Below are 20657 nucleotides of genomic sequence, written 5' to 3'. Positions count from 1 at the left end.
TACTACCTTAGGTCGGCTCGCGTGTCGTCAGGATCAAATTCCTAGATTGTTAATTGAACGACAGAGGCATAAGCCCAATAGTAGAATTTAATCTCAGATGATGCGATGCTTTCTATAAAAAAACACTATTCCGATATCCATTCATTAGCTTTCAATCCATAGATTATTCTATCTAGAAACCTTCCATTGATATACTCGTAATCTCTTAGTTCACCTTCACGTTTAAACCCTAATTTCTCAGGAATTGCACGGCTCTTTAAATTGTTTGTAGCTACTCCTATTTCAATTTTATTTAATTTCAGTTCGTCAAAAGCATGATTTATTAGTACTTTAATAGATTTAGTAATTAATCCCTTACCCTCATATTCTTTACCTAGCCAATATCCGATTTCAGTTTTTTTGTTCTCTTGATCTAGATATAAGTAACCAATAGAACCCACAAGTTTATCCTCACTCCATATTCCTAACCAGTAACCCTCTTCCTTGGCATATCTTATCCGTGTTCTTTCTATAAAGGTTTTTGAATCATCCGCTTCTACAGTAATACTAGGAAACTTCAACCACTCACCTATATGATCCCTATTACTGTTAATCAAATTATATAATTGTTCTGCATCTTTAATTTCCAATAGCGATAAATAAGAAGATTCATCAATTTCATATTTAAACATTGTTTCGCTCTCCTTTATTTCTATGTATTGTCTGATATAGCTAGCTGAGCGTATCTACTAAAGCAACTCCACAAAATCCTACAGCAGACCAAGGCTCCAATGGAGCCGCTGCTTGATTATAATGTTAAACGACAAAAACACTTCTTGAATCTACCTTCGCTATCTATTTTCTCCAGGTACATATTCAATCAAATCAGATAACTTGCAGTTAAATGTATCGCATAGCTTAAATAAGGTTTCTAATTTAGTTGTTTCTATATTGGTTTCCCGGTATAACTTATTGATTGAATTCCTACTTAAGCCGGATTTCGCCATCAATTCTGTTATATCATCGATTCGATGTTCTGCCATGAGTCCTCTTATATTGCACTTGATTACGGTCATCTTTTCCCCTCCATAATTCCATCTTATCTCCCATATCAGCAATCATCAATGAAAAGAGAACTAATAACTCTATAAAGTTAAAAATTCACCTTGTAATTAACTTTTTAAGGTTATATAATAACTCTATAGAGTTAATTAGGAGGAGTGTCAATGGTTAATACATTAGATTCACTAGTTGAACCACTTATAAGAATACGTCTGGAATTACTCTACACTGAACTATCAGAACATAATAAAGAGTACAGTCAGCTTTCTTCAGAAACGGATCAATTTTTCAGAACGCTTCATGAAGCTTTACCCGATCATCTTCAACATACCGTCTTTCTTTACGAAGACGCTCAAATTTCTCTCCAGTCCATCCTAGAAAGAAGTATCTACATACAAGGTTTCAAAGATGCTCTCCAACTTTATTGTGAGTTACAAAACTCTAGCATTTAGAGGGTCTTCGGACCCTCTTTTGCATCATCTTCAGCCAGACCTGAAAGCGTATTGATGCTTCCTGAACTTTCTAAATTCCTTGATTCTTATAATGCATTACAATTTGCTTTGTCCGTTTAAATCCTGACAATTCGTAAAAACCTTCCAAATCCTCTGTACAAAATAAACTAATAACGTCAATATCTTTTAATTCATCTAAAAGTCTTTTGACCATTAGTTCTCCTATTCCTTTATTTCTGTACGTACTTAATACAACAACATCTTCTACATAAGCCCGATATATTCCGTCTGAAATAGACCTACAGAAACCAATTAATATATCATCTTTCCAAGCTCCTACTGCAACACCACTAACAAGTAGCTGTAATATTCCATTCTCATCTCGGTTAGGCCACCAACCAGCATCTTGATAAAGACCCATCAGGTCAGAATGTAAAATCGGTTTCTCTGTATGTAATTTTAACGTTAGCATAAATAACCCCCATAGATAATATTTTTTGGATTTATCATATAATGTTCCTACTTTCATGGCCTCCGACATAGTCGGATAAGTTCAAATTACTTACCAGTTCTTAATGACCCAATTTTGAATTTGTTTTGCTACTTTTTCTGGTGGAAGACTTGTTGTATCAATTGTTGGCATTGGGGGATTAAAAGCTTGATCAGCATTCTGTATTAACCATCCGGCAAATTTTCTATGATCTTCAATTGCACTTTCTTCCCATCCTCTTGCCTTCAATCGTGCTTCACGTGTCAAATCATCACAATGCAAGTTTATATAAAAGATCTTATCAAACATATCTTTATGATCTGCTGATTCAATATTTTCAGGAACCATGGTGCCACATAGAACCGTACCACGACCACTTAAAGAAATACTATAAGCAATTCTCAACCAATTAGCTTTGGCAATTTGCCAATCAACATTATTAATGATATCCATATCAAACACATCAAAGCTGGGAAGTAGATTGCGAATCAGAGAACAAATAGTCGTTTTTCCTGTTCCACTTGCACCGGTCACTATAAATAAAGGTAACTTCTTCATTGAATTTCCGCCTTTACGATTTGAGATAGTTTACAATTATTAATATATAATATTTCTGTTCTCTTTAACCCAATGGTTTGTCTGCTGAAATACCTCTTCGAAATTCTTCCCACAGAACTAAGCTCCAAAGAAGCCGCTGCTTGAATGTTATGTTATACAGCTCTCATCCTTTATCGCCCGTAATCGTCCTTCGTATCTGGCCAAAAATAATTCGTATAATCTATTTTTCTCATGATAAACCTCCAAAACTAATTATTTATGTATTTGAATTCGTTTTCAAAGTTTTCTTGCTTTGATAACAAAGGTTACAGGAAACATCTTCGCTCTTTTTACGAGATCATTATTTTCATCATGCAGTTGGATTATTTCCTGATCGGTTTCTTCAATCATTTGTTCAATGACAAACCCTGCTTTCGCTAACGCATTGATATAGGTTGATAGTTTACGATCAGACAAAGTTAGCTCGCCTTGAACAAAATCAGGAGCGACCGAATACCAAGATTCATCAAAATAAGACTTGTTAAAAGAAAATCTATTATTTTCTTCAACAACACATTTGTGAATTGGATGCGACCAACTGAAAATAAATATGCCATCTTTTTTTAAATAAGAAGCGATCCGACGAAAAGTTCCTTCAAGATCGGTTGTCCAGCCTACAGCGTAAATCGAATAAACAAAGTCAAAATAATCCACGGGAATGTTACATTCTTCTTCCATGGGAGAACAGATCAATTTTGCTGAAAGACCACACGTTTTCAAATGTTGCGTTGCCTTTTCAATTTGTTTTTCCGATATATCCATCCCCCATAGTTCCGCTGCTTTACGCTCTCCCTGATATTGCAAAGACTGACCATCTCCACAACCAATCTCTAACATCTTTTTTCCTGAGACATCGCCAAAAAGTTGGCATTTTTCCTCTGTTACAAATGCTCCATAAAAAGGAAGCACGATTGCTCTTAAAAAGTCATTTCCCTTTGTATCCCAATAGGAGCTGTTTGTTTCATAAACAATATGCTTATTCATCCTGATAACCCCCTCTTATAATTTTATTTTTGTTCGTTGCGCATTCGTTTTAACTAATGCCTCTTCGCAATCGATCTTGCAGTGAACACTCCTTGAGCAGCAAAGATTTTGTTTTAATTGTCGAAACCATCATTGAATTAACTTACGAAGTTCTTCTTTAATCTCATAATTCAAACCACTCTTTCGAGTGGCTTAAGAAAGTATCAGATCTTATGCCAATAGAAAGTATAATGAGAATGCTGTTGAAAGCCTATTGATTTATAAAAAGAACTATCCGAAATAACATATGCTTTTTCAACACCTAAGGAGTGACCTCTTTTCAAGGCTTCCAATACCACTGCTTTTCCAAGCCCCTTCTGCCGATACTCTGGAATTGTACATACAGGTTCAACATAAACATAATCCGTTTTCTGACTGTACCATAAGCCACAATAAGCAACGTACTCTCCGTCTTCATTTTCAGCAACAATATGTAGGAATGAATTCATATTTCTTGCTGACAACATTCTTTTTTGCTTACATATAGTAGCTTCATCCGTAGGTACAGATCCTTCGTTGTCAAATGCCTTCCATAACAAATGATGAAGCTTATATAAGTCATTTTCTATATCTATATTTTTTAGTATTACGCCTTCAGGAATTACATAATCAAGGCTAACATTCTCTAGTGTAAGTTCAAGTATGTTTTCAGTCAGATCATTCTCCACAAACTTTTTACTGCGCAATAAATCTAGAGTGTGAGTATCGTTGTCATTCACCGCAATCCCAAGGCCATTTTCATTACTGAAAGTAGCTATGGTATATTCTAATATATCTTTTTCCAATTCTTCAAAACCTTGTTTTGTAGCAAAAAATGCTTCACCAAAATAGTGGTCATAGGTTGCTATACCCACTAACTCGTCATTACAATACCACAACCCGATCTTATCCATTAAATCTCGATTGAATTCAGGATGATAAAACATCCACTCCCACCTTGCCCAGTTCCAATTGATATGCCTACGGTCATCTGTTGATAATTCAATCAAAAAATCACAAACTTGTTCATAGAAAGAATCATTGAAATTTCTGAAAGTAATCTTCATTTTAATCCCCCATATAATATATATTTTTATGTCAAAATAAAAACTAATGCGCAGGTTCCCATATTAATGACGCCTGATGTAGTCGGAAGTCTCCAACTGAATTACTTCCCTTGCCGTCCCAGTCATAATCGTGAATATTTAGTTTTTAATTTCATTCATTCCAGTATTAAAAATAAAATATTCCTTATTTAAACAGACTACCTTATTTCGGTAGCCTGTCCATTTTACATATCATATTAAGCAAAGGGGCTCATATCATATTGCAAAATGCTCCCGAACTAATCTGAATTGTTCTTCTATACCCAAGTCAGGTGTTCTTTCAAGTGTTTTGATATTGTTATTAACGCAGGCATTTCTAATTTCATTGGAGAATTTCACCATAGTTTTGTTGCCATGTTTAATCGTTTCCGCTGGATCTGATGTAAGGTTAATAACATCCAAAATCATCTTATGGTCTTCTCTAAAGTAATATAGCCTTTCTATTTCTTCATCAGATGTATAAAGACATATCATTCTTTCTTTAGGAATAAAGGGTAAGATGTGTTCAGGCATTATTCCTAAATCGATAATGATTGGTTTATCCGTTGGCATCTTCAATAAATCAATAACGAAAAATTCCATCATTTCTTCAACGATTTGACAAAGCCATGGAAAAGACACATCGGTAGGCCTATTAAACCACTCTTCCCAGTTTAAACCAGGAGGGGGATATTGAAGAGCAGGATATTCAGTTGGACGAGTGCATGGTCTATACTTCAAGACATCATCACCAAATGTTTGAAATCCTAACTCTGCAACAAATTTCTTTGTCATTGTTGTCTTTCCCGCGCAACAACCACCATTTAACCAATACACATGCTTTAATTGTTCTTTTAGATAACTGTTATTTATTTCCATTTTAATCCTCCTCAATTTTTAATATTGAGGGTGATTACGGATTCTTATCGGTTTTTTATACACACAACAAAACCACATAATATAATCCTCCTTTTCTTATTTATACCTAAATAGTATTCGGCGAATTGTAATTCACTCCTTCATTTTCCATTATTCTTGGCTATATTAATCATTAAATTTACAACCTGAAGCCACCTGACATTGAGGTGTACTTTCTCTCATGTCTTTAGGCCGAAGCAGCTACCAGGCTGTTGCGATACGTGATTGTATTGTTATGGGATACCTCATAATTCATAGAACTATTTACAAATTGTACTTCACTTTTATATACTTCATATTCAATAATCCCATATCGACGGATGTCTCTAAGTAACCAATGATCTGCTCAATAGTAAAAACCTTAAGGGTTTCATTTAAAATCTCTTTGTCATAATCCAAATCATCAAATACATATGGCACAAACTTCTCGACATCTGTAGATTTAACTTCCTCTAAATCCGGTATTGTTGGAATGTGATTGAGCCTGTTTCTTAATTCCTCTTTAAATCCATAATGTTCAAGCAACTTCCCATTCAATAATCTAAAGTCGTTATGATACTGTTTATATAGTCCCGCATTAGCTTCCATTCTGTTCCTTAACCAAGGTAAATTAAAACCTTTCAACCATATGTCATCGGCAATTAAATGTGTGAAATAACCCAGAATATAAAGGTCTTCTGCCTGTGATCGATACTTATGTAAAAATCCTTTATAGTCTACGTTCCTTGAATAATCCTGAATTTCACCAGCAAAAAAATGTGATGAATCTTTTGTTGTGACAGCATCCGGTGCAATATTTCCAAGTAAAAAAGGCGTCTTATCTACAATAGATAAGGAATCTGCAATTCTATTCGCCACAATAAGATGCATTATTCTTGACCCCATACTTCTTCCTCCCTTCAATGAAAGCTTGAAGTCTGTTTGCCTGATTCCGCTTTCTTGAACTGATATTTTCAATCATTAAATTATTTTTGGAATACTGATGTGATAATCATTTGAGCACACTCTTCCGGCGTATTCAAACTCGTATCGACTGAAAAGCTATAACGGATACGTTGCGACATTATTTTATTTTGCTCATCAGATTGATCTTCTCTTCTGTCACCACGTTCTATATTTCGCTTACGACAAAGATCTAATGGGCAGTACACCTCAACGATCTCCAAAGGATAGCCATCAAATATATCTTGGACTTTGTCATAATGTGGCTTTAATTCCGGTCTTTCAACAAGTATCCCATCGATTAAAACATTCTTTCCATGATCCGAAAATAATTTTGCTGTATGATACATTAGAATGATCGCTTCACTTAAATACTTCCAGTAGTCTGTTTGCAAATGTTTATCACCAATCGTATTTTCAAAAAGATCATTGGCCACAACATAAAAAAAGGGTTCATCGTAATTTTGCATCGCTTCTACGATTGAAGTTTTACCTGAACTGGTTACGCCATTCAGAAATATAATTTTCCCTTTATCCATTTTCTCATCTTCCTTTGCATGGGTTATGTTTGAGTGTCTATGATTCTTCGAATTGCAAAATACATAGACCTGTATGAATTTTGAGTTTTTAATAGGTCGAACCATGGGGCCAACAAGCTCCGATGCGTGAATATAATACAAATACCAATTCCCTAAAAGATAACTACGATCCAGAAGAATAGATCTATTCCATGTTCAGCTCCTGTATTATGATCTACTAAAAATGCACTTCCCAACTCTGCCTTCACTGATTCAACCAGTATTTCCAGTAAAAATTAATTACTCTGATCATCAATCGATTTACCATATCGAACGAGTATATGCCACATGTATTTTAATTCCTGAAGCACTTCTTCGTAATTACCTCTGTCAGACCAGAGATCAGGATTGCGTTTCAAATCGTTGACAGCATTCCCGATCACACTTGCGTCGATGTGACCATTCCTTGCAATTCGCTTCGCTAATGATGGCATGGTTGGACCCCTAAAATCAGAGGGCACTTCCTCTGCACGCATCGCAAATCCCATATGCCAGAATAGTTCATTGGAATATTTGATACAGATTTGCTCTAAGTAATTCCCTATTTCGGTTCCTCTGAACGATGGATCAGCAACCAAAACTTCCACATCATCTTCAAGATATATATCTCCATGAACTTGAGTTTCGATGAAATGGTTAAGATTTCGATGTGGGGCCAGTTTTGACGGATCCTCTAACGGACGTTCCAGATTGTACAATAGCTGATCTATCAATTTTTTAGGAGTAAGATCTTTTTCTCCTATAGCATAATCCCGAAAGAAAGCATCCGTAAAAAGCGCAGATAAAATAGCGTCTAATTCCTCATGTGTCCCCTTTTCCTTTGGAGCATCTTGAGATCCTCCGTAAGTGAACGTACAGCGATGTAAAGCATTCGGTTTTAAAAGAAAATAACAAGATCCGAATCGTGGAGACGGTCCATCCGGATGTAACAACAAATGAAGAGCTCCATACTTTGGCCTTTCAAAGTTGGTTACACCCTCTATCTGATAAGCTCCGTCAAATAGTTCTTCCTCCCAAAGATCCCGTACACCACCTGAATAAGCCGATACGCTCCCATTGGATATGAAAGTCTCGAACTGACTTTTATAGATCCCTTGCTCTAATAAAGATTGAGCCACACTTTTCATATCTACAACCGGACGATCCGGATGAAAATGCAAAGCCACCCTTGCATGGGATTTAAGTTTATGAACTGCTTCTTCAAAGGTGTTCCAAGGAATATTTGATAACTGGAAAATTTCTTTGAGTGATGCTTGAGCTTCTCTTTTTTGGGATCTCGCGCAATGACTTATATATTCAATTGCTACGTTCTGAGATCTTGTAAGTTGTCTGTTATTCGACATAAGAATCACCCCCTTTTTCTAAAATTGAGATCTCAATCTACTCTATAATAGTTTTTGACTAGACTTAGAATTTCATATATTTTGTTCAGCTTTCTGGTATTCATGACATCCTACTGATTTAAGGCTCCTTTTAAGGGCCGACCGCGATGCGGTTAGTTGGTGCAGATGTATTTGCTAAATTCGATTCACAGTCGGTTGAGCGTTGACCAAGGGCCGCTGATGTTAGGCGTAGTTGTTGTCTTCTTTAAAAAACTTACAAATTACCATTTTACCAACCTTTTGATATGATTAGTGATTCAATTTGTGCAGTGTGATGGCGGTTATGCCATATAAACCTTTGAAGTGCTATATCTAATGTTATTACGCCTAGAACTTGGGTTCTTAGCTTCCTCTGAAAGTCATCAGGAGTTAGATTATTGAGAAGAATAATAAAGCGTTCGTGGAGTATTTCTAGCAATCGAATTGAATTTTCATTTGGTATATTCCTGTAATCTATGAGTTTTGCCCATAGGTCTTCTCGATATGAATTAGCTAGGGGCTCATCTTCAGTTAATGCCCTCTTAAACCTGATATAGGCATTCATATCATTATCAGCTAGATGATGAATGATTTGATTTATAGTCCATCCATCAGGACGATAAGTTGTATTTAGTTGATCACAGTCAAGGCTCATGTATATTTCTTTTAAAGTACTTGTAATTAGTGGAATCTGATTAATCAAGTTTGATCGTTCTTTACAAGTTAGGTTATGACGTGGACTAAATTGTCCAATGGGATACTGCTTATTTGTGTCCACTTCAATTATTTCTCCTTCCTCAACAGTCAGAAATTAAGCATAACATCGTTGTATCTACTCCCCAAAAAGATTAAAGTAGCGTATTCGACTGGGTGGATCGCCACTTGGCATCACAGGGTTGTCTGCCTGATCATACATCACCGAATTGCTTCGTGGGGGACCAAAGGGAGCTTGTCCTCCGCAGCGTGAATGCGCTATCAAGTGATGTCACATTCCTCCTTGATGACCTTAGGTGATCTAATCATTCCACATTCTTGTTACTTCTTCTAATTCTAAGTCTTCGAATTGCATTTTATAAATATCTGGTTTCTTTAATTGATTCAAAAACTCCAAACCAAAAGCTGAATCAAAATGATTCATCATCAAAGTCATTACAAGACCATGAGTTCCGATGGCTATTTTCTTCCCTCTGTTCTCTTTTAGAAAGGGTTTTAGAACTGAGATTGCTCTTTTCTGACAATCAGCGTTGGACTCTCCACCCGGCAAGGTATAATCAAAATCGTTAAAACTCTCTCTGATACTAGACATTAACTCTGCATTTTCAATATTATAAGATGCAAAATGTCGTTCTCTAAGATCTTCAAATACTTTAATATCTAACTTTAAGTTTTCGGCCAATCCCTCAACACTCAGAATTGCTCGAGTATAAGGACTTGATATAATCATGTCTATTCCTTCACCTATAAGTAACTTCGTTACTTTTTCAATATCGATCTTTCCTTTTGGGGTAAGCCCTCTTGTTCTTTCATTTCCTTCGTTGTATGGTGATTCTCCATGCCTAACCATATAGATAATTGTCTTCATACAAGCCTCCTTTAGATGCTTTCATTAAATGTCACACTATGATTTCACATAAAGTTGATATATTCGCGACGTCCATTCCCCCCTGTATTCATGACCCAGCGAATGCTGGGGTGTCCGACTCATTGTCGGATTCAGGGCGAATACCTGCAGCGTGAATATTATGTTATATGAAGTACCTAATCTCTTTAAATTAACTCACAAAAGATTGTTCAAATATGGTTATATTTCTGTTCCCTTCTTCTGACAGTTCAATCCTCACTAAACTCATTCTTTCTATGATTCCTTCCATAGGTTCAAATTCATTTACTACATCATGAATTCCCTTAGCGATCGCTTCTCTACTTAATTGTGTTCCCAGGGTACAATGTGGATTCCATTGATTTGGGCTATAATATATACTCGCTTGATTATTATATTTGTCTAACTTCTTATAATAGTCCTTATGTATACGTTGAAGTTCGTCCGTTATGGTCGGCGCTAAAAATATCGTTCCCGAGGTCGGAAAGGTAGCTACGATATCAAATCGTAAACGAAGAGGAGAAACATTATCAAAATAGATTTGCAGTTTTTCTTTAAATCCTTCCAAATTGGATATATCCTTATATACAGCAAGCGTGATATGGGGACTTAAGTTCTCAAATCTATTCATAAAATGACTGATTCCCTCTTTGTCAAAATGCATCCATACTTTTCTGACGTATTCATCGAATTCTTTGTTGAAGAATAATTCTACAGCATACAAGCGAACCCTCACCTTTCTTTTTTATTCCTATTCATTGCACAATCGTATGACTAAAGACGCAGCTTGAATGCGGTGTTATAAAATGTTGGCGTCCTCTTCGAGTTACGTTCGAATCACTTCAAAATTCCATGTGGTAGACAGGCATGTACCCCTTTAACCCCATTTACAATTTGCGTTATACGTAGATCAACAACTGAACTCCCTAAAGCAATAGCTTCAACACGATTTAAACCATACAACTCCCCCATCAAGGTAAGCATTCCATCTAAAGCTTGAACGGTTGCTTCATTAAGATCTTCATGAAACCCAAAAGTAACCCAACCTGCGGGAGTGTTAGCTCGGGGGTTTAACAGATCTATCCCTTCAATCAAATTTACAGTTATATCAACAACTTCCATCGGACATTCAATAGCTTGGCAACTGATTTCTCCATCCCCTTGCAAAGCATGTCCATCTCCAATAGCAAGGTAACACCCATCGACAGAAATTGGAAGATACAATTTGCTGCCTTTCACAAGCTCTTTACAATCCATATTTCCACCACAATATCGTGGTGGCCAAGTAGAGTGAATTCCTATGTCATCTGGAGGCATTCCAATAACGCCCATGAACGGTCGTAACGAAACTGAGAAGGAATTTCCATTGATTTCACATACTCCCACCATGGATTTATTATCGAGTTTCCAATCAAGGCTAATTTCCTTATAATCGGTCAAATGTAACTTCTGGTTTTGCCAATTAGGATATTGACCTGCAGCAGTAAAACCATATTGCCCAGGTATAATATCATTAAACTCAACCTCTAAAGTCATGCCTTTCTTAGCACCTTCAATATAAATAGGTCCCACCATGGCGTGACCTCCATCCATTTTCTCTTTTCTTGAAAATGGCTTCCTTCTTTCACTATTACTTTTCCCGGTACCCCAACCTGCGTCTAATGTTTCAAAACGTATGGAATCACCCGATGACACCGAAAGGATAGGAGTTACTTCTTTAGTAAATGAACCAATTAGTGATTCTTGGGATAATTCAATTTTGTGTACTACCATAATATCGCCTCCAATGGGCTTATTATCTTTAGGCCAATTTCGTATGACGTTTCGTATTTGCGATGTCACCGACGTAAGTCTCCGTCAGGAGCCCCGTGATGCAGTTAGTCGGTGAAGATGTGTCCGGCTGCTTTCACTTCCTCGCTACTGAAAATCTAGCCCCGAATATTCCTCTAACTTCTGCCGGACCGAGGGGCAAATGCCCCGAAGCTTGAATATGGTGTTATCAGATGGATTAGCCTTCTTTGATATTACCCTCAAGATGTTTGGTACAGTTATGCAGTTCACATGTCCATTGATTATCTATTTTCTTTAAAATAGTTATTGATGTATTGCCAAAATCTTTTGTAGGAAAATCAGGAACTAAATTGATAAAGTTAAATTGAATTAAGGCACCATGAGAAACCACCAACACCTTTTCACCTTGGTGCTTCATCATTATTTCTTCTAAAAACTCTTCACCTCTCTTTTGGACTTTCTCAATCGGCTCAAGTCCAAGATCTAATTCTATCCAACCTGTTCCCCACTTTTCTATTCGTTCCTCTTCAGTAGTACCTTCAATCAATCCTCCGGACCTTTCCCGAAGACGATCATCAAGGTGAATATCAACTCCGATAGCACTCCCTACAATAAGAGCAGTTTGCTTTGCTCTTGCTAAAGTACTTGAATAGATATGATTCCAATCTTCTGATCTTAATCTCGTTGCTAAAAGTTCTGCTTGATTAATCCCATCCTGATCCAGCGAAATATCAGAGTTACCCTGTGCTCGTCCTTCTTTATTCCAACTCGTGCTGCCATGCCTTATCAGTGCTATAGTCGCCATATAGTGCTCCTTCAAATTTAAAATATAGATTTGCGTATCTTTACGATAACGTTATTTCATTCAGGAGCCCTCACCGCCTTAAGGAAATCTGAGAGGGTTAGATAGATCTTATCTTAGCCTCCCAGATCATCCGGCCGCGATAGCGACCCTCCGCGTGAATGCGGTGTTATATAATAATGCTGGCCCCTTCTTGAGATACTTACAAATTCTCTTTATATTGCGGTTAATCTTTTGGTTGAAATGCCCCTAACTCATTTCCAAATGGGTCTGTAAACTTAATTACCCATCCAAACCCATGATCTTCATATAGTCTTATCTTTACATCATGTGTTTGTAACGTTGTGTGTAATAATTCAATGTCCTTTGTTAGAAACATAAATGATGGCATAGGAAAACCATCATTGGACAACCATAATGTCTTATCATTTTTCGAACTGAAGTGAAGCATCAGTACGGGGCCTGAATTGAATTTCATCCATGCTGCGTGAGGATAAACTGTCAGTGTTTCTAACCCTAACACTTCACTGTACCATCCTACTGCCTGATCAACGTCTTTAACAGGTATTTGAACATGATCAACATTCTCAATCAAGTTATTCAAAGAGCTTCCCTCCTGGGTTTCGTGTTTTTCAGGGTTTAGCCAGTTTCATATAACGTTCTTGTATTCACGAAACGAGCCAGACTTAGATAGCACTTATCTTAGGCTGACTCGTTTGTTGTCTGAGTGTTCTTCCATGATTATACATCTGACAACCAAGGAGTGGTAGCCCGCAACATGAATACATTGTTATGCGCAGTTACTGTCTTCGAGGCATCACCTATTAACCTTTGATCAAGATTCCAACTCTATTTTTTACTTTGGTATAAAAACTCAACTTCACCATCTAGCAAATATCGATATTCAAATAATTGCATTGTTCTTTCCTTAATTCTCTCCCGTATAACCGTGCCTAGGCTTACCGATCCTTGTGATCCAAGGTAACCATTATTAATAAATGTCTTCTCTACAAATTTTGTTTCCTTTAAGTGATACTGTAACCATTCTTTCTGCGATTCGATTAGTGCTTCTCTTGGTTCTCTATCCAACTTAGAAAGAAGCTTTTTATATATTTGATTCAACTCTTTATCCCAAATCTCTGTATATTTGCTTTCCAACGCCCCCCATCCCATTGCTGTAATAATCTCTTTGGAATTTTGAGCTTCATTAAATTCCACTTCATAATCATGATCTATAGGATTTCGAAGCATCTCATCATAAAATTCTCCTTTCAATTCATAGTTCCCAATGCTCATGGATAAAACATCATTGTTAGAAGGATCTGATCGACCTTCCGTTATTTCTTTCAGTTCAGTTCCATTACCTGTACTCACTACATCAGGAGGCAGTTCAGAATTCATTATTATTTTAGTTTCGCTATTCAAAGTAGTCGATTGACTGCTATTTTGACAAGATGAAAACATTATCGTAATAAAAAATAAGAAGAGTATCTTACCTTTCATAAATTATCTCCTTAAATATTATCTTTAATATTTATCGGTAATGGCGCGTAACGTTTCTGTATTCATGAACCCCAAAGGAGTTGTCTGCTGTAATGCCTCTTCACAAAATCCATCCCCGTAGACCAAGGCTCCGTAAGGAGCCGAAACTTGAATATGTTGTTAGGCACAGTACCCTCTTCTTTAAGTAGCTTATAAATCTCTATCCAAAATCTATTTAGTATGTTTCCGTCTTCTTCTATAAAATCTTTATCCCTTAATCCGCCATTCTTAATAATTGTCTTTTTTGATGCTTCATTAATATCATCACATACTAAAAGCACCTTCAATATTCCCAGTCTTTTACTTTCAAATAAAGCCAGTCTTAAAAGCTCTGAAGCATATCCCTTCCGCCTTTCCGACGGTCTGATTCCATAGCCAATATGTCCTCCACTATGAAATAGTTTATCTGTCAATTCGTGTCTAATATTTACTGCCCCTACAACCATCTGATTTGCTACTAGCCAATAAGTTGAATTGGCAACAAAGCCATTTATATTAATGCCTTGTTTGTTATTGTTAAGCCATGTTATCATGTCTTCAAAGTTTTCTGGATCTTTCTCAATCACCCATGGAACCATATCTTCTCCACTTTGTTTCCATTCCTGATAAAAACTCAAATAGGAGTCTTTCAGTTCAATACTCGGATTAGATAAAACCAACTGATCGTTCAACAGCATTGTCTCCTTTCCATTGCATTTAGGGTGTTACGCCTAACGTTCTTACATTTACGAACCCGAGAGGCTTAAGGCGCAAACGCGCCGGGTCCGACGGACTTAGCCTCGCAGGGTTGTCTGCCTGATACGACTTCCTCGAAATACCTCTGGCAATCCAAGGGACGTTAGCTCCACAGCGCGAATACAATGTATCCGATGTTTTCGTCCCCTTGAGCTACCTACAAAGTCTTTCCACATTCATTAAGTACTTTATTTACAAATTCGGTCTTCCCATCCGTATAAGACTGGCGATTTTCTCTATATTTAATAACCAGTTCTTTCTTTAGATTGGCATATTCGACTACAAATTCGGGATTGCTAATTAATGCATCTCTGAAGGATATATGTCTTAATAACTCTTTGCTCTCTTTATTACAAACATATAAATGATGTTCAGGTTTCTGTATTTTTACTATACTATAGGGAACATTTGCATCTTTTCTTGCAAAAGCTTCTCTGTGCTCAACACCCAAATTCCCTTCATGATAGTAACCTAATCTTTCTAATCCTTGAATTACATCTGGAAGCAAGTCCATAGAATCAATTACTACATCAATATCTAAAATAGGTTTTGCCGCTAGTCCAGGTACTGCTGTACTACCAACGTGCTCAATTCTAAGTATTAGATCCCCGAGTCTATGTTCTATGATGGATTTCAGATCAGAAAACATTTCAGACCATTCAGTGTTGTAATCTTCAATAATTATTGTTTTTTTACTCATTCTTGAGATGCCCCCAAAAAATAAAGTATTTGTGAAGATTTCAGCTAATGTTTCTGTATTCACGACGTCCATTCCCCTTAGATAGCTCTATCTAAGGGAAATGGATGTATCTGCCCGATTCTTCTTCCTCGAAAACACTCCTGGCAGATCAAGGGACGAGTGGTCTGCAGTGCGAATATTTTGTTATATGAAGGATAGCCGTCTCGAACAACTCACAAAATTACTTATTGCCTTCGTTAAAATATGTTATTTCATATCCATCTATTAATCTTCTTAATCCATCTTTATAATAAGGCATTAATTGTTCAGCCTTCTCTAATTCAATCCAAGCTATCTCAGAAATTTCATTAGGTCTAACTATTTCTTCATTCCCACCGATTACCTCACCTTTAAATGTTATAAATATTACATGTTCTTTTTTTTTTCGGAAATTTACATTCATTTACTGCCACTATTCCATGAACTTTAATATCTAGTCCAGTTTCTTCTTTAGCTTCCCTTATCGCTGCTTGGTCTAATGATTCTCCTCTTTCAACAGCCCCGCCTGGAAGTGACCATCGGTCACTAGAATCATCTACATTCCTTACCATTAATATTTTGGAATTGGTTGGATCAGTAATTAAGGAATAAGCTACATCGACTCTGATCATTGTGTTTGACTTCCCTTCTGATTTAGATCTGAATATCTTTCATATAACGTTACCGTGTTCACGACGTCCCACCGACTTAAGCGAACGATATTTAGCGGCCGCGATATGGTTAGTCGGTGCAGATGTGTCCATTGAATCTGCTTTACTGCTACTATAATCCCGCCCCTAATCCACTTCTAAATTCTGCGGGCCGAGGGGGCGTAGTCCCCCGATGCGTAAACACATTGTTATGTTTCAGCCTTCTTGAGTTTACCCAAGGGTTTCTCTTATTTCAAAAATTTTATTATTTCCATGTTTATAACATCCGCTTGTTCATGATTAATCGCATGTCCAGCGTCTTCAATGATCTTGTACATAATATTGTTATCTTCTAATCTCTTAATTGCTTTCGGATAATTTGATAATCTATCGTATTTGCCAATTAAGAATAACACCTTATCTTTTAGAGCAAAAATTTCATGATTCGCATGTATTTCTATTTTGTGCTTCATCATTGATTGATTGTTAAAATATTTCAACAAATAATACCAATGCTTCATTAGATCTTCATTCTCTTCAAAGACAGAATAGTTTGGACCACTTAATTTTCTCAATAACTTTTTGCAATTTTTCTCCGTTGGAAATAAAGCTTCTGGTAGAAATGCAGTCATCATTTTGGATATAACTTCAAACTGACTCGAAGGAATCCTTCCAGCCATGCATATCGCCTTTTCAACTTTATTTGGTCTCTTTAATGCGTAATAATAAGATAAATATGCACCATAAGAAACCCCAGCAATATTTGTTCTATGTATTTCTGAGCTAGCTAACAGTTCGTCAATCCATACTATTTGATTGAAATGCTTATAATAATTGTCATTTGGTTCGCTTTTTCCTGAACCTCCTACAGCATCAACAGCAATTATAAAGAATTTTCCCGACAACATTCTAATATTGTAAATCCACATCATTGCTGAATTATCAGCAGTCCCATGAAAAAGTAATAGTGGAGGGAGTGTTGGGTCTCCTACTCTAATAATATGCGTACTACCAAATGTTGTTTCAATATCCTTTTCTTCAAAATCGATTCCCCATGATTTTAGTAATTTATCGTAGGATTCATAAATCAATTGCTTACCTACTGATTTATTATATCTTTCCATCTCTGTTCTCCTTTCATATTCATGATTTGCTGCAATTTCTTATAACGTTCCTGTATTCACGACGTCCCACCAACTTAAGGCTCCGTCAATAGACGACCGCGATGCGGTTAGGTTTGCAGTGTTGTTCGCCAGAACCCCACTTCTCTGAAATCCCTCGGGCGAACCGAGGGCCGAATGGCACGATGCGTGAATATGTTGTCCCGACTTCTTCGATCCACATCTACATTCTCATTTCATTGCACTCTACAAAACTGTTATTTTTCTTTATAGTCATTTGCTGCCTCTTTAATTTCTTCATTTTTTGAATTAATTCCCAATTCGATTCCCCAATTTAGTAATTTTGGAATTGCCTCTGAAAGTAGCTCTAACAATCTACGATACTCCCATTCATCATCAAGACAAATTGCTGTTTTAGCTACATTAGGAAGATGTTCTATTAGCCAATCAGAAGGAATTGTTTTAATCTTTTTCCTGGCTATTTCAATTGAGTGGGTATTTTGTGGCTGGCAAGCCCATTCAATAAGGATAGTGAGTATTTTTATTCCAAGCCCCGCAGGGATACGTTCAATATCTTCTAGTCTAGTTGATATATTAGGAGATATTTGATTAATTTCATAATCTATTTTCAGTTCTTGCCATGATGCCATACCATTATTCATCATCCTTCCCTCCTAATACATTCATCCTCAATTGGAACTTAGATCTCCGGGATTGCATATAACGTTATTGTACCTACGAACCCTCACTGCGTTAAAGGAGCATATGCGACTGGCCGCGACGCGGTTAGGCTGTGCATGGTTGTCTGCTGATTCCCTTCTTCGAAAATTCCTCGGCAGACCAAGGAGCAATGCGACACGGCGTAGATATCGTGTTATGTGCTGTTACTTGCCCTCTTCGAATTCGCCAATAAAGTTCGTGCTTTATAAAATATCCAGGTACTAGTCAATGACTCTTTATCTTTGTGAACTGCTACTTTATTCAAGAAAAAAAAATCTGATAAGGATACGCTTATCTTGGCTATTGGTGTTACAAATTCATTGCAAATCCACTCATCAAATTGCACTTTCCCATGCCCAGACATATGAAATTTATCTCTAGGTAGTATGTACAGCATGCCATCCGTCCAAGGATTATTATTAATTGTAGATTCATTTATCGAATAATAATGATACTTTTTGTTTCGCCCTATAATACATCCATTTCGAAAACTCCCAATTAATGCACTTCGATTAAATACTGAATAGAAAATAGACCATAATGGTTCTGTCGTTGCAAACACAGCTGTCGTTAGTTCATTGTTGTACAACGTCTGCTTACGTGGTTCAAATCTTTCAATATTGCCATCATTAGAACCGTGAAACACGTATTTTCCATTCAATGATAAATAATGTAGAAAACGGTGCTTGGGGTATTGTAAAGAATAATCAATTAATCGTCCTTCATTAACTGATTTTGATAACTCTTCATATTCTTCAATCTCTTCCTTAGTAAAAACAATGGTGGGAGATTGATACATTAATATCGATATAATAACTGAAATCATCTATGGAAATATCCCTCCCCATTAAACTTGTAAGTAATTGCAGATAACGTTTCTGTATTCATGAACCCCAAAGGAGGTGTCTGCTGAAATTCCTCTTTGAAATCCAACCGCAGACCGACGCTCGAATATTATGTTAAGTGAAGTTACTGCTCTAATTTCTTTAATTCAATTTTTTGTTTTAGGTTTGTTGAGAACTCTCGTATCGAATTCTCAACATTTCCTGTATATTCTATTTCTGTTGCCATCTCAAAGATCTCTTCTTCTAAAATCTCTTGTAAATCCTCTATACTACATGTCATTTCTTCTCCTAAAAATTCTTTTATAACTGCTTTTTGTTGGCTTTCAAAAACCAAAATCCATATCTTTCTACACTTCTCTTCTGCTCGCTCCATTAATACACGTAAAGAATCTTCGGCTTTATTTACTAATTTGATTGCGTTGTTTAATTTCGCATCTTTTACATTGCCTTCTTGAGATATTTCCACCCAACTAGCTGGATAAAAACATTCAAGACTTTCATCTAAATTTGAATTCAAATTTGATAATCTTCCCCAATACTCACAAAAGTCTACGTACTCCGCAGTAATCATCTCAATGGCTTCTATCCAATCTTCTATTTTATTGAAATCAAATGGTGTACTTCGATGTTTCATCCCAAGTATTTGATTTAGTTGTTTGATTTTTGTTTGTTGGTCTTTTGAAATAAACATATGTATCCCTCCGTAAATAAGACTTTAGTAATTTGTGTTCAGACGTCCCACTCCCTTAAGCCCGAAGGGTGGACGCGATGCGGTTAGGAAGTTGGATGTGTCCGGCCGATTCCACTTCCTGCTGTTGAATTTGTCTCTTTGAATTCACCTCTAGCTTCTGCCGGACCGAGGGCAAATAGCACGATGCGTGAACATGGTGTTATGTGGAGTCAGTCACTTCGTTGAATTACTTATACATTGATTTTTGAAATCTTTCTTAGAATTATTCTTATAACTTCTTCTGTTTCTTTATTATCTGTGTCAATATGTTCTTCAAATTTAATATCTTTAAATGCAATTACACCCGCGTTTGTTTGCTTCTGGTACCAAACATCAAATTTATCTCCACGTTTTTCAATTCGTTTTTTGATTGTCTCTTCTGATGCTAAGAGGCAAAAATGAAAAGTATCTCGATCAATACTTCGAAATCCATTTAATATGTAGTTGAAATTTTTAGACTTATAAATTGTCATTGGAACAATAAGATGTTTCTTATACCGATTCATTAATTCTTGAGCTGTCTGTACTACAAGTATTCTCCATAGTTCTATATCCTGAAAATCATCAGTTCGTTCTTCTTCAAAGTAGATGTCTTCTGTTATGATTTTTCTCAACATATATCCAATTTCTTCAGGATCATAAATCATACTATTAGGTATTAGAGGCTGCAACTTTTGAGAAGTCGAGGTCTTTCCGGATCCAAATGACCCATTAATCATAATAATCAAGTGATCACTCCTTCTGGTTTAGGTTTACATTACGCACTTGAATGATTTCACATAACGTTCCTGTATTCACGACGCGAGCCGACCTTAGATAGCTCTTATCTTAGGTCGGCTCGTGTGTCGTCCGGGTTATCTCCTATGATTATACATCTGGACGACCAAAGGGCGTAAGCCCCGAAGCGTGAATATAATGTTAGGCGATGCCGCATTGA

The 20657-nt window shown here is 36.6% G+C and carries 25 protein-coding genes and 1 pseudogene; 1 reads left to right on the top strand and 25 read right to left on the bottom strand.

Annotated features, from left to right (window positions below):
- Positions 1-125 precede the first annotated feature (125 nt).
- Together BMY78_RS07870 and BMY78_RS07865 are read right to left on the bottom strand one after the other, a co-directional pair.
- Entirely contained in the window at positions 126-671 is a 546-nt protein-coding gene (locus BMY78_RS07870; protein ID WP_090896333.1) for a GNAT family N-acetyltransferase, read from the bottom strand.
- Positions 672-830: 159 nt separating this feature from the next.
- Positions 831-1055 carry a helix-turn-helix domain-containing protein gene (locus BMY78_RS07865; protein ID WP_090896328.1) on the bottom strand — a complete coding sequence of 75 codons (225 nt, stop codon included), beginning with the start codon at positions 1053-1055 and terminating at the stop codon, positions 831-833.
- A gap of 150 nt (positions 1056-1205) precedes the next feature.
- Here BMY78_RS07865 and BMY78_RS07860 point away from each other — a divergent pair, with 150 nt between their 5' ends.
- Positions 1206-1493 carry a DUF6809 family protein gene (locus BMY78_RS07860; RefSeq protein WP_090896323.1) on the top strand — a complete coding sequence of 96 codons (288 nt, stop codon included), beginning with the start codon at positions 1206-1208 and terminating at the stop codon, positions 1491-1493.
- Positions 1494-1563: 70 nt separating this feature from the next.
- Here the strand turns inward: BMY78_RS07860 and BMY78_RS07855 are convergent, their stop codons facing one another.
- The 23 genes and pseudogenes from BMY78_RS07855 to BMY78_RS07745 form a co-directional block, all read right to left on the bottom strand.
- Positions 1564-1965, bottom strand: coding sequence for a GNAT family N-acetyltransferase (locus tag BMY78_RS07855; protein ID WP_090896320.1), 402 nt, complete (start codon positions 1963-1965; stop codon positions 1564-1566).
- 90 nt (positions 1966-2055) lie between these two features.
- Positions 2056-2541: an AAA family ATPase gene (locus BMY78_RS07850; protein ID WP_090896318.1), complete on the bottom strand. Its 486-nt coding sequence runs from the start codon at positions 2539-2541 to the stop codon at positions 2056-2058.
- 276 nt (positions 2542-2817) lie between these two features.
- A complete protein-coding gene (locus BMY78_RS07845) occupies positions 2818-3564 on the bottom strand; it encodes a class I SAM-dependent methyltransferase (protein WP_090896315.1) in 747 nt (248 codons plus the stop codon).
- Between the two features lie 203 nt (positions 3565-3767).
- Positions 3768-4649 (bottom strand): GNAT family N-acetyltransferase, encoded by an 882-nt coding sequence (locus BMY78_RS07840; protein ID WP_090896313.1) that lies wholly within the window; start codon positions 4647-4649, stop codon positions 3768-3770.
- 255 nt (positions 4650-4904) lie between these two features.
- Positions 4905-5546, bottom strand: a complete 642-nt coding sequence (locus BMY78_RS07835; protein ID WP_090896310.1) for a DEAD/DEAH box helicase family protein — start codon at positions 5544-5546, stop codon at positions 4905-4907.
- A gap of 303 nt (positions 5547-5849) precedes the next feature.
- Positions 5850-6470 (bottom strand): zinc dependent phospholipase C family protein, encoded by a 621-nt coding sequence (locus tag BMY78_RS07830; RefSeq protein WP_090896306.1) that lies wholly within the window; start codon positions 6468-6470, stop codon positions 5850-5852.
- Positions 6471-6550: 80 nt separating this feature from the next.
- Complete coding sequence (locus BMY78_RS07825) at positions 6551-7066, bottom strand: phosphotransferase-like protein (protein ID WP_090896303.1); 516 nt, start codon at positions 7064-7066, stop codon at positions 6551-6553.
- Positions 7067-7341: 275 nt separating this feature from the next.
- Positions 7342-8448 (bottom strand): DUF3626 domain-containing protein, encoded by a 1107-nt coding sequence (locus BMY78_RS07820; RefSeq protein ID WP_090896301.1) that lies wholly within the window; start codon positions 8446-8448, stop codon positions 7342-7344.
- A gap of 268 nt (positions 8449-8716) precedes the next feature.
- Positions 8717-9244, bottom strand: a complete 528-nt coding sequence (locus tag BMY78_RS07815) for a YfiT family bacillithiol transferase (RefSeq protein ID WP_090896298.1) — start codon at positions 9242-9244, stop codon at positions 8717-8719.
- Positions 9245-9481: 237 nt separating this feature from the next.
- On the bottom strand, positions 9482-10048 hold the full coding sequence (locus tag BMY78_RS07810; protein WP_090896295.1) for a histidine phosphatase family protein: 567 nt from the start codon (positions 10046-10048) through the stop codon (positions 9482-9484).
- A gap of 190 nt (positions 10049-10238) precedes the next feature.
- Complete coding sequence (locus tag BMY78_RS07805) at positions 10239-10790, bottom strand: 2'-5' RNA ligase family protein (RefSeq protein WP_090896292.1); 552 nt, start codon at positions 10788-10790, stop codon at positions 10239-10241.
- 113 nt (positions 10791-10903) lie between these two features.
- Complete coding sequence (locus BMY78_RS07800) at positions 10904-11839, bottom strand: acetamidase/formamidase family protein (RefSeq protein ID WP_090896291.1); 936 nt, start codon at positions 11837-11839, stop codon at positions 10904-10906.
- Between the two features lie 235 nt (positions 11840-12074).
- The gene (locus tag BMY78_RS07795; protein WP_090896287.1) at positions 12075-12662 is read right to left on the bottom strand and encodes a histidine phosphatase family protein; all 588 of its coding nucleotides are present in this window, start codon (positions 12660-12662) and stop codon (positions 12075-12077) included.
- Between the two features lie 223 nt (positions 12663-12885).
- On the bottom strand, positions 12886-13263 hold the full coding sequence (locus tag BMY78_RS07790; protein ID WP_090896284.1) for a VOC family protein: 378 nt from the start codon (positions 13261-13263) through the stop codon (positions 12886-12888).
- 245 nt (positions 13264-13508) lie between these two features.
- Positions 13509-14162 (bottom strand): lysozyme inhibitor LprI family protein, encoded by a 654-nt coding sequence (locus BMY78_RS07785; RefSeq protein ID WP_090896280.1) that lies wholly within the window; start codon positions 14160-14162, stop codon positions 13509-13511.
- Positions 14163-14356: 194 nt separating this feature from the next.
- Positions 14357-14878 (bottom strand): annotated as a pseudogene (locus tag BMY78_RS07780) (GNAT family N-acetyltransferase); the annotation flags it as partial.
- A 215-nt stretch (positions 14879-15093) separates the two neighbouring features.
- Positions 15094-15699 (bottom strand): GrpB family protein, encoded by a 606-nt coding sequence (locus BMY78_RS07775; RefSeq protein ID WP_371129123.1) that lies wholly within the window; start codon positions 15697-15699, stop codon positions 15094-15096.
- Positions 15700-16025: 326 nt separating this feature from the next.
- On the bottom strand, positions 16026-16286 hold the full coding sequence (locus BMY78_RS33220; RefSeq protein ID WP_256221990.1) for an NUDIX hydrolase: 261 nt from the start codon (positions 16284-16286) through the stop codon (positions 16026-16028).
- A gap of 266 nt (positions 16287-16552) precedes the next feature.
- Positions 16553-17428: an alpha/beta fold hydrolase gene (locus BMY78_RS07765; protein ID WP_090896272.1), complete on the bottom strand. Its 876-nt coding sequence runs from the start codon at positions 17426-17428 to the stop codon at positions 16553-16555.
- Positions 17429-17682: 254 nt separating this feature from the next.
- Entirely contained in the window at positions 17683-18090 is a 408-nt protein-coding gene (locus BMY78_RS07760; RefSeq protein WP_143067011.1) for a hypothetical protein, read from the bottom strand.
- A gap of 209 nt (positions 18091-18299) precedes the next feature.
- Positions 18300-18971 (bottom strand): hypothetical protein, encoded by a 672-nt coding sequence (locus tag BMY78_RS07755; protein WP_090896266.1) that lies wholly within the window; start codon positions 18969-18971, stop codon positions 18300-18302.
- Between the two features lie 143 nt (positions 18972-19114).
- Positions 19115-19681, bottom strand: coding sequence for a hypothetical protein (locus BMY78_RS07750; protein ID WP_090896263.1), 567 nt, complete (start codon positions 19679-19681; stop codon positions 19115-19117).
- A 230-nt stretch (positions 19682-19911) separates the two neighbouring features.
- Positions 19912-20439 (bottom strand): AAA family ATPase, encoded by a 528-nt coding sequence (locus tag BMY78_RS07745; protein ID WP_244192865.1) that lies wholly within the window; start codon positions 20437-20439, stop codon positions 19912-19914.
- Between the last annotated feature and the right edge of the window lie 218 nt (positions 20440-20657).

The sequence above is a fragment of the Paenibacillus sp. OK076 genome, from assembly GCF_900110055.1.
GTDB lineage: Bacteria > Bacillota > Bacilli > Paenibacillales > Paenibacillaceae > Paenibacillus.
Note: the sequence above shows the minus strand (reverse complement) of the source record. Positions and strands in the feature narration are given on the sequence as shown.

Excerpts from the sequence above, each read along its gene's own strand:
- BMY78_RS07830 (WP_090896306.1), bottom strand. The coding sequence starts at position 6,470 with ATGGGGTCAAGAATAATGCATCTTATTGTGGCGAATAGAATTGCAGAT.
- BMY78_RS07860 (WP_090896323.1), top strand. The coding sequence starts at position 1,206 with ATGGTTAATACATTAGATTCACTAGTTGAACCACTTATAAGAATACGT.
- BMY78_RS07855 (WP_090896320.1), bottom strand. The coding sequence starts at position 1,965 with ATGCTAACGTTAAAATTACATACAGAGAAACCGATTTTACATTCTGAC.
- BMY78_RS07865 (WP_090896328.1), bottom strand. The coding sequence starts at position 1,055 with ATGACCGTAATCAAGTGCAATATAAGAGGACTCATGGCAGAACATCGA.
- BMY78_RS07850 (WP_090896318.1), bottom strand. The coding sequence starts at position 2,541 with ATGAAGAAGTTACCTTTATTTATAGTGACCGGTGCAAGTGGAACAGGA.
- BMY78_RS07820 (WP_090896301.1), bottom strand. The coding sequence starts at position 8,448 with ATGTCGAATAACAGACAACTTACAAGATCTCAGAACGTAGCAATTGAA.
- BMY78_RS07760 (WP_143067011.1), bottom strand. The coding sequence starts at position 18,090 with ATGATGAATAATGGTATGGCATCATGGCAAGAACTGAAAATAGATTAT.
- BMY78_RS07840 (WP_090896313.1), bottom strand. The coding sequence starts at position 4,649 with ATGAAGATTACTTTCAGAAATTTCAATGATTCTTTCTATGAACAAGTT.
- BMY78_RS07845 (WP_090896315.1), bottom strand. The coding sequence starts at position 3,564 with ATGAATAAGCATATTGTTTATGAAACAAACAGCTCCTATTGGGATACA.
- BMY78_RS33220 (WP_256221990.1), bottom strand. The coding sequence starts at position 16,286 with ATGATCAGAGTCGATGTAGCTTATTCCTTAATTACTGATCCAACCAAT.
- BMY78_RS07785 (WP_090896280.1), bottom strand. The coding sequence starts at position 14,162 with ATGAAAGGTAAGATACTCTTCTTATTTTTTATTACGATAATGTTTTCA.
- BMY78_RS07835 (WP_090896310.1), bottom strand. The coding sequence starts at position 5,546 with ATGGAAATAAATAACAGTTATCTAAAAGAACAATTAAAGCATGTGTAT.
- BMY78_RS07750 (WP_090896263.1), bottom strand. The coding sequence starts at position 19,681 with ATGTTTATTTCAAAAGACCAACAAACAAAAATCAAACAACTAAATCAA.
- BMY78_RS07810 (WP_090896295.1), bottom strand. The coding sequence starts at position 10,048 with ATGAAGACAATTATCTATATGGTTAGGCATGGAGAATCACCATACAAC.
- BMY78_RS07765 (WP_090896272.1), bottom strand. The coding sequence starts at position 17,428 with ATGGAAAGATATAATAAATCAGTAGGTAAGCAATTGATTTATGAATCC.
- BMY78_RS07870 (WP_090896333.1), bottom strand. The coding sequence starts at position 671 with ATGTTTAAATATGAAATTGATGAATCTTCTTATTTATCGCTATTGGAA.
- BMY78_RS07800 (WP_090896291.1), bottom strand. The coding sequence starts at position 11,839 with ATGGTAGTACACAAAATTGAATTATCCCAAGAATCACTAATTGGTTCA.
- BMY78_RS07825 (WP_090896303.1), bottom strand. The coding sequence starts at position 7,066 with ATGGATAAAGGGAAAATTATATTTCTGAATGGCGTAACCAGTTCAGGT.
- BMY78_RS07795 (WP_090896287.1), bottom strand. The coding sequence starts at position 12,662 with ATGGCGACTATAGCACTGATAAGGCATGGCAGCACGAGTTGGAATAAA.
- BMY78_RS07755 (WP_090896266.1), bottom strand. The coding sequence starts at position 18,971 with ATGATTTCAGTTATTATATCGATATTAATGTATCAATCTCCCACCATT.
- BMY78_RS07745 (WP_244192865.1), bottom strand. The coding sequence starts at position 20,439 with ATGATTAATGGGTCATTTGGATCCGGAAAGACCTCGACTTCTCAAAAG.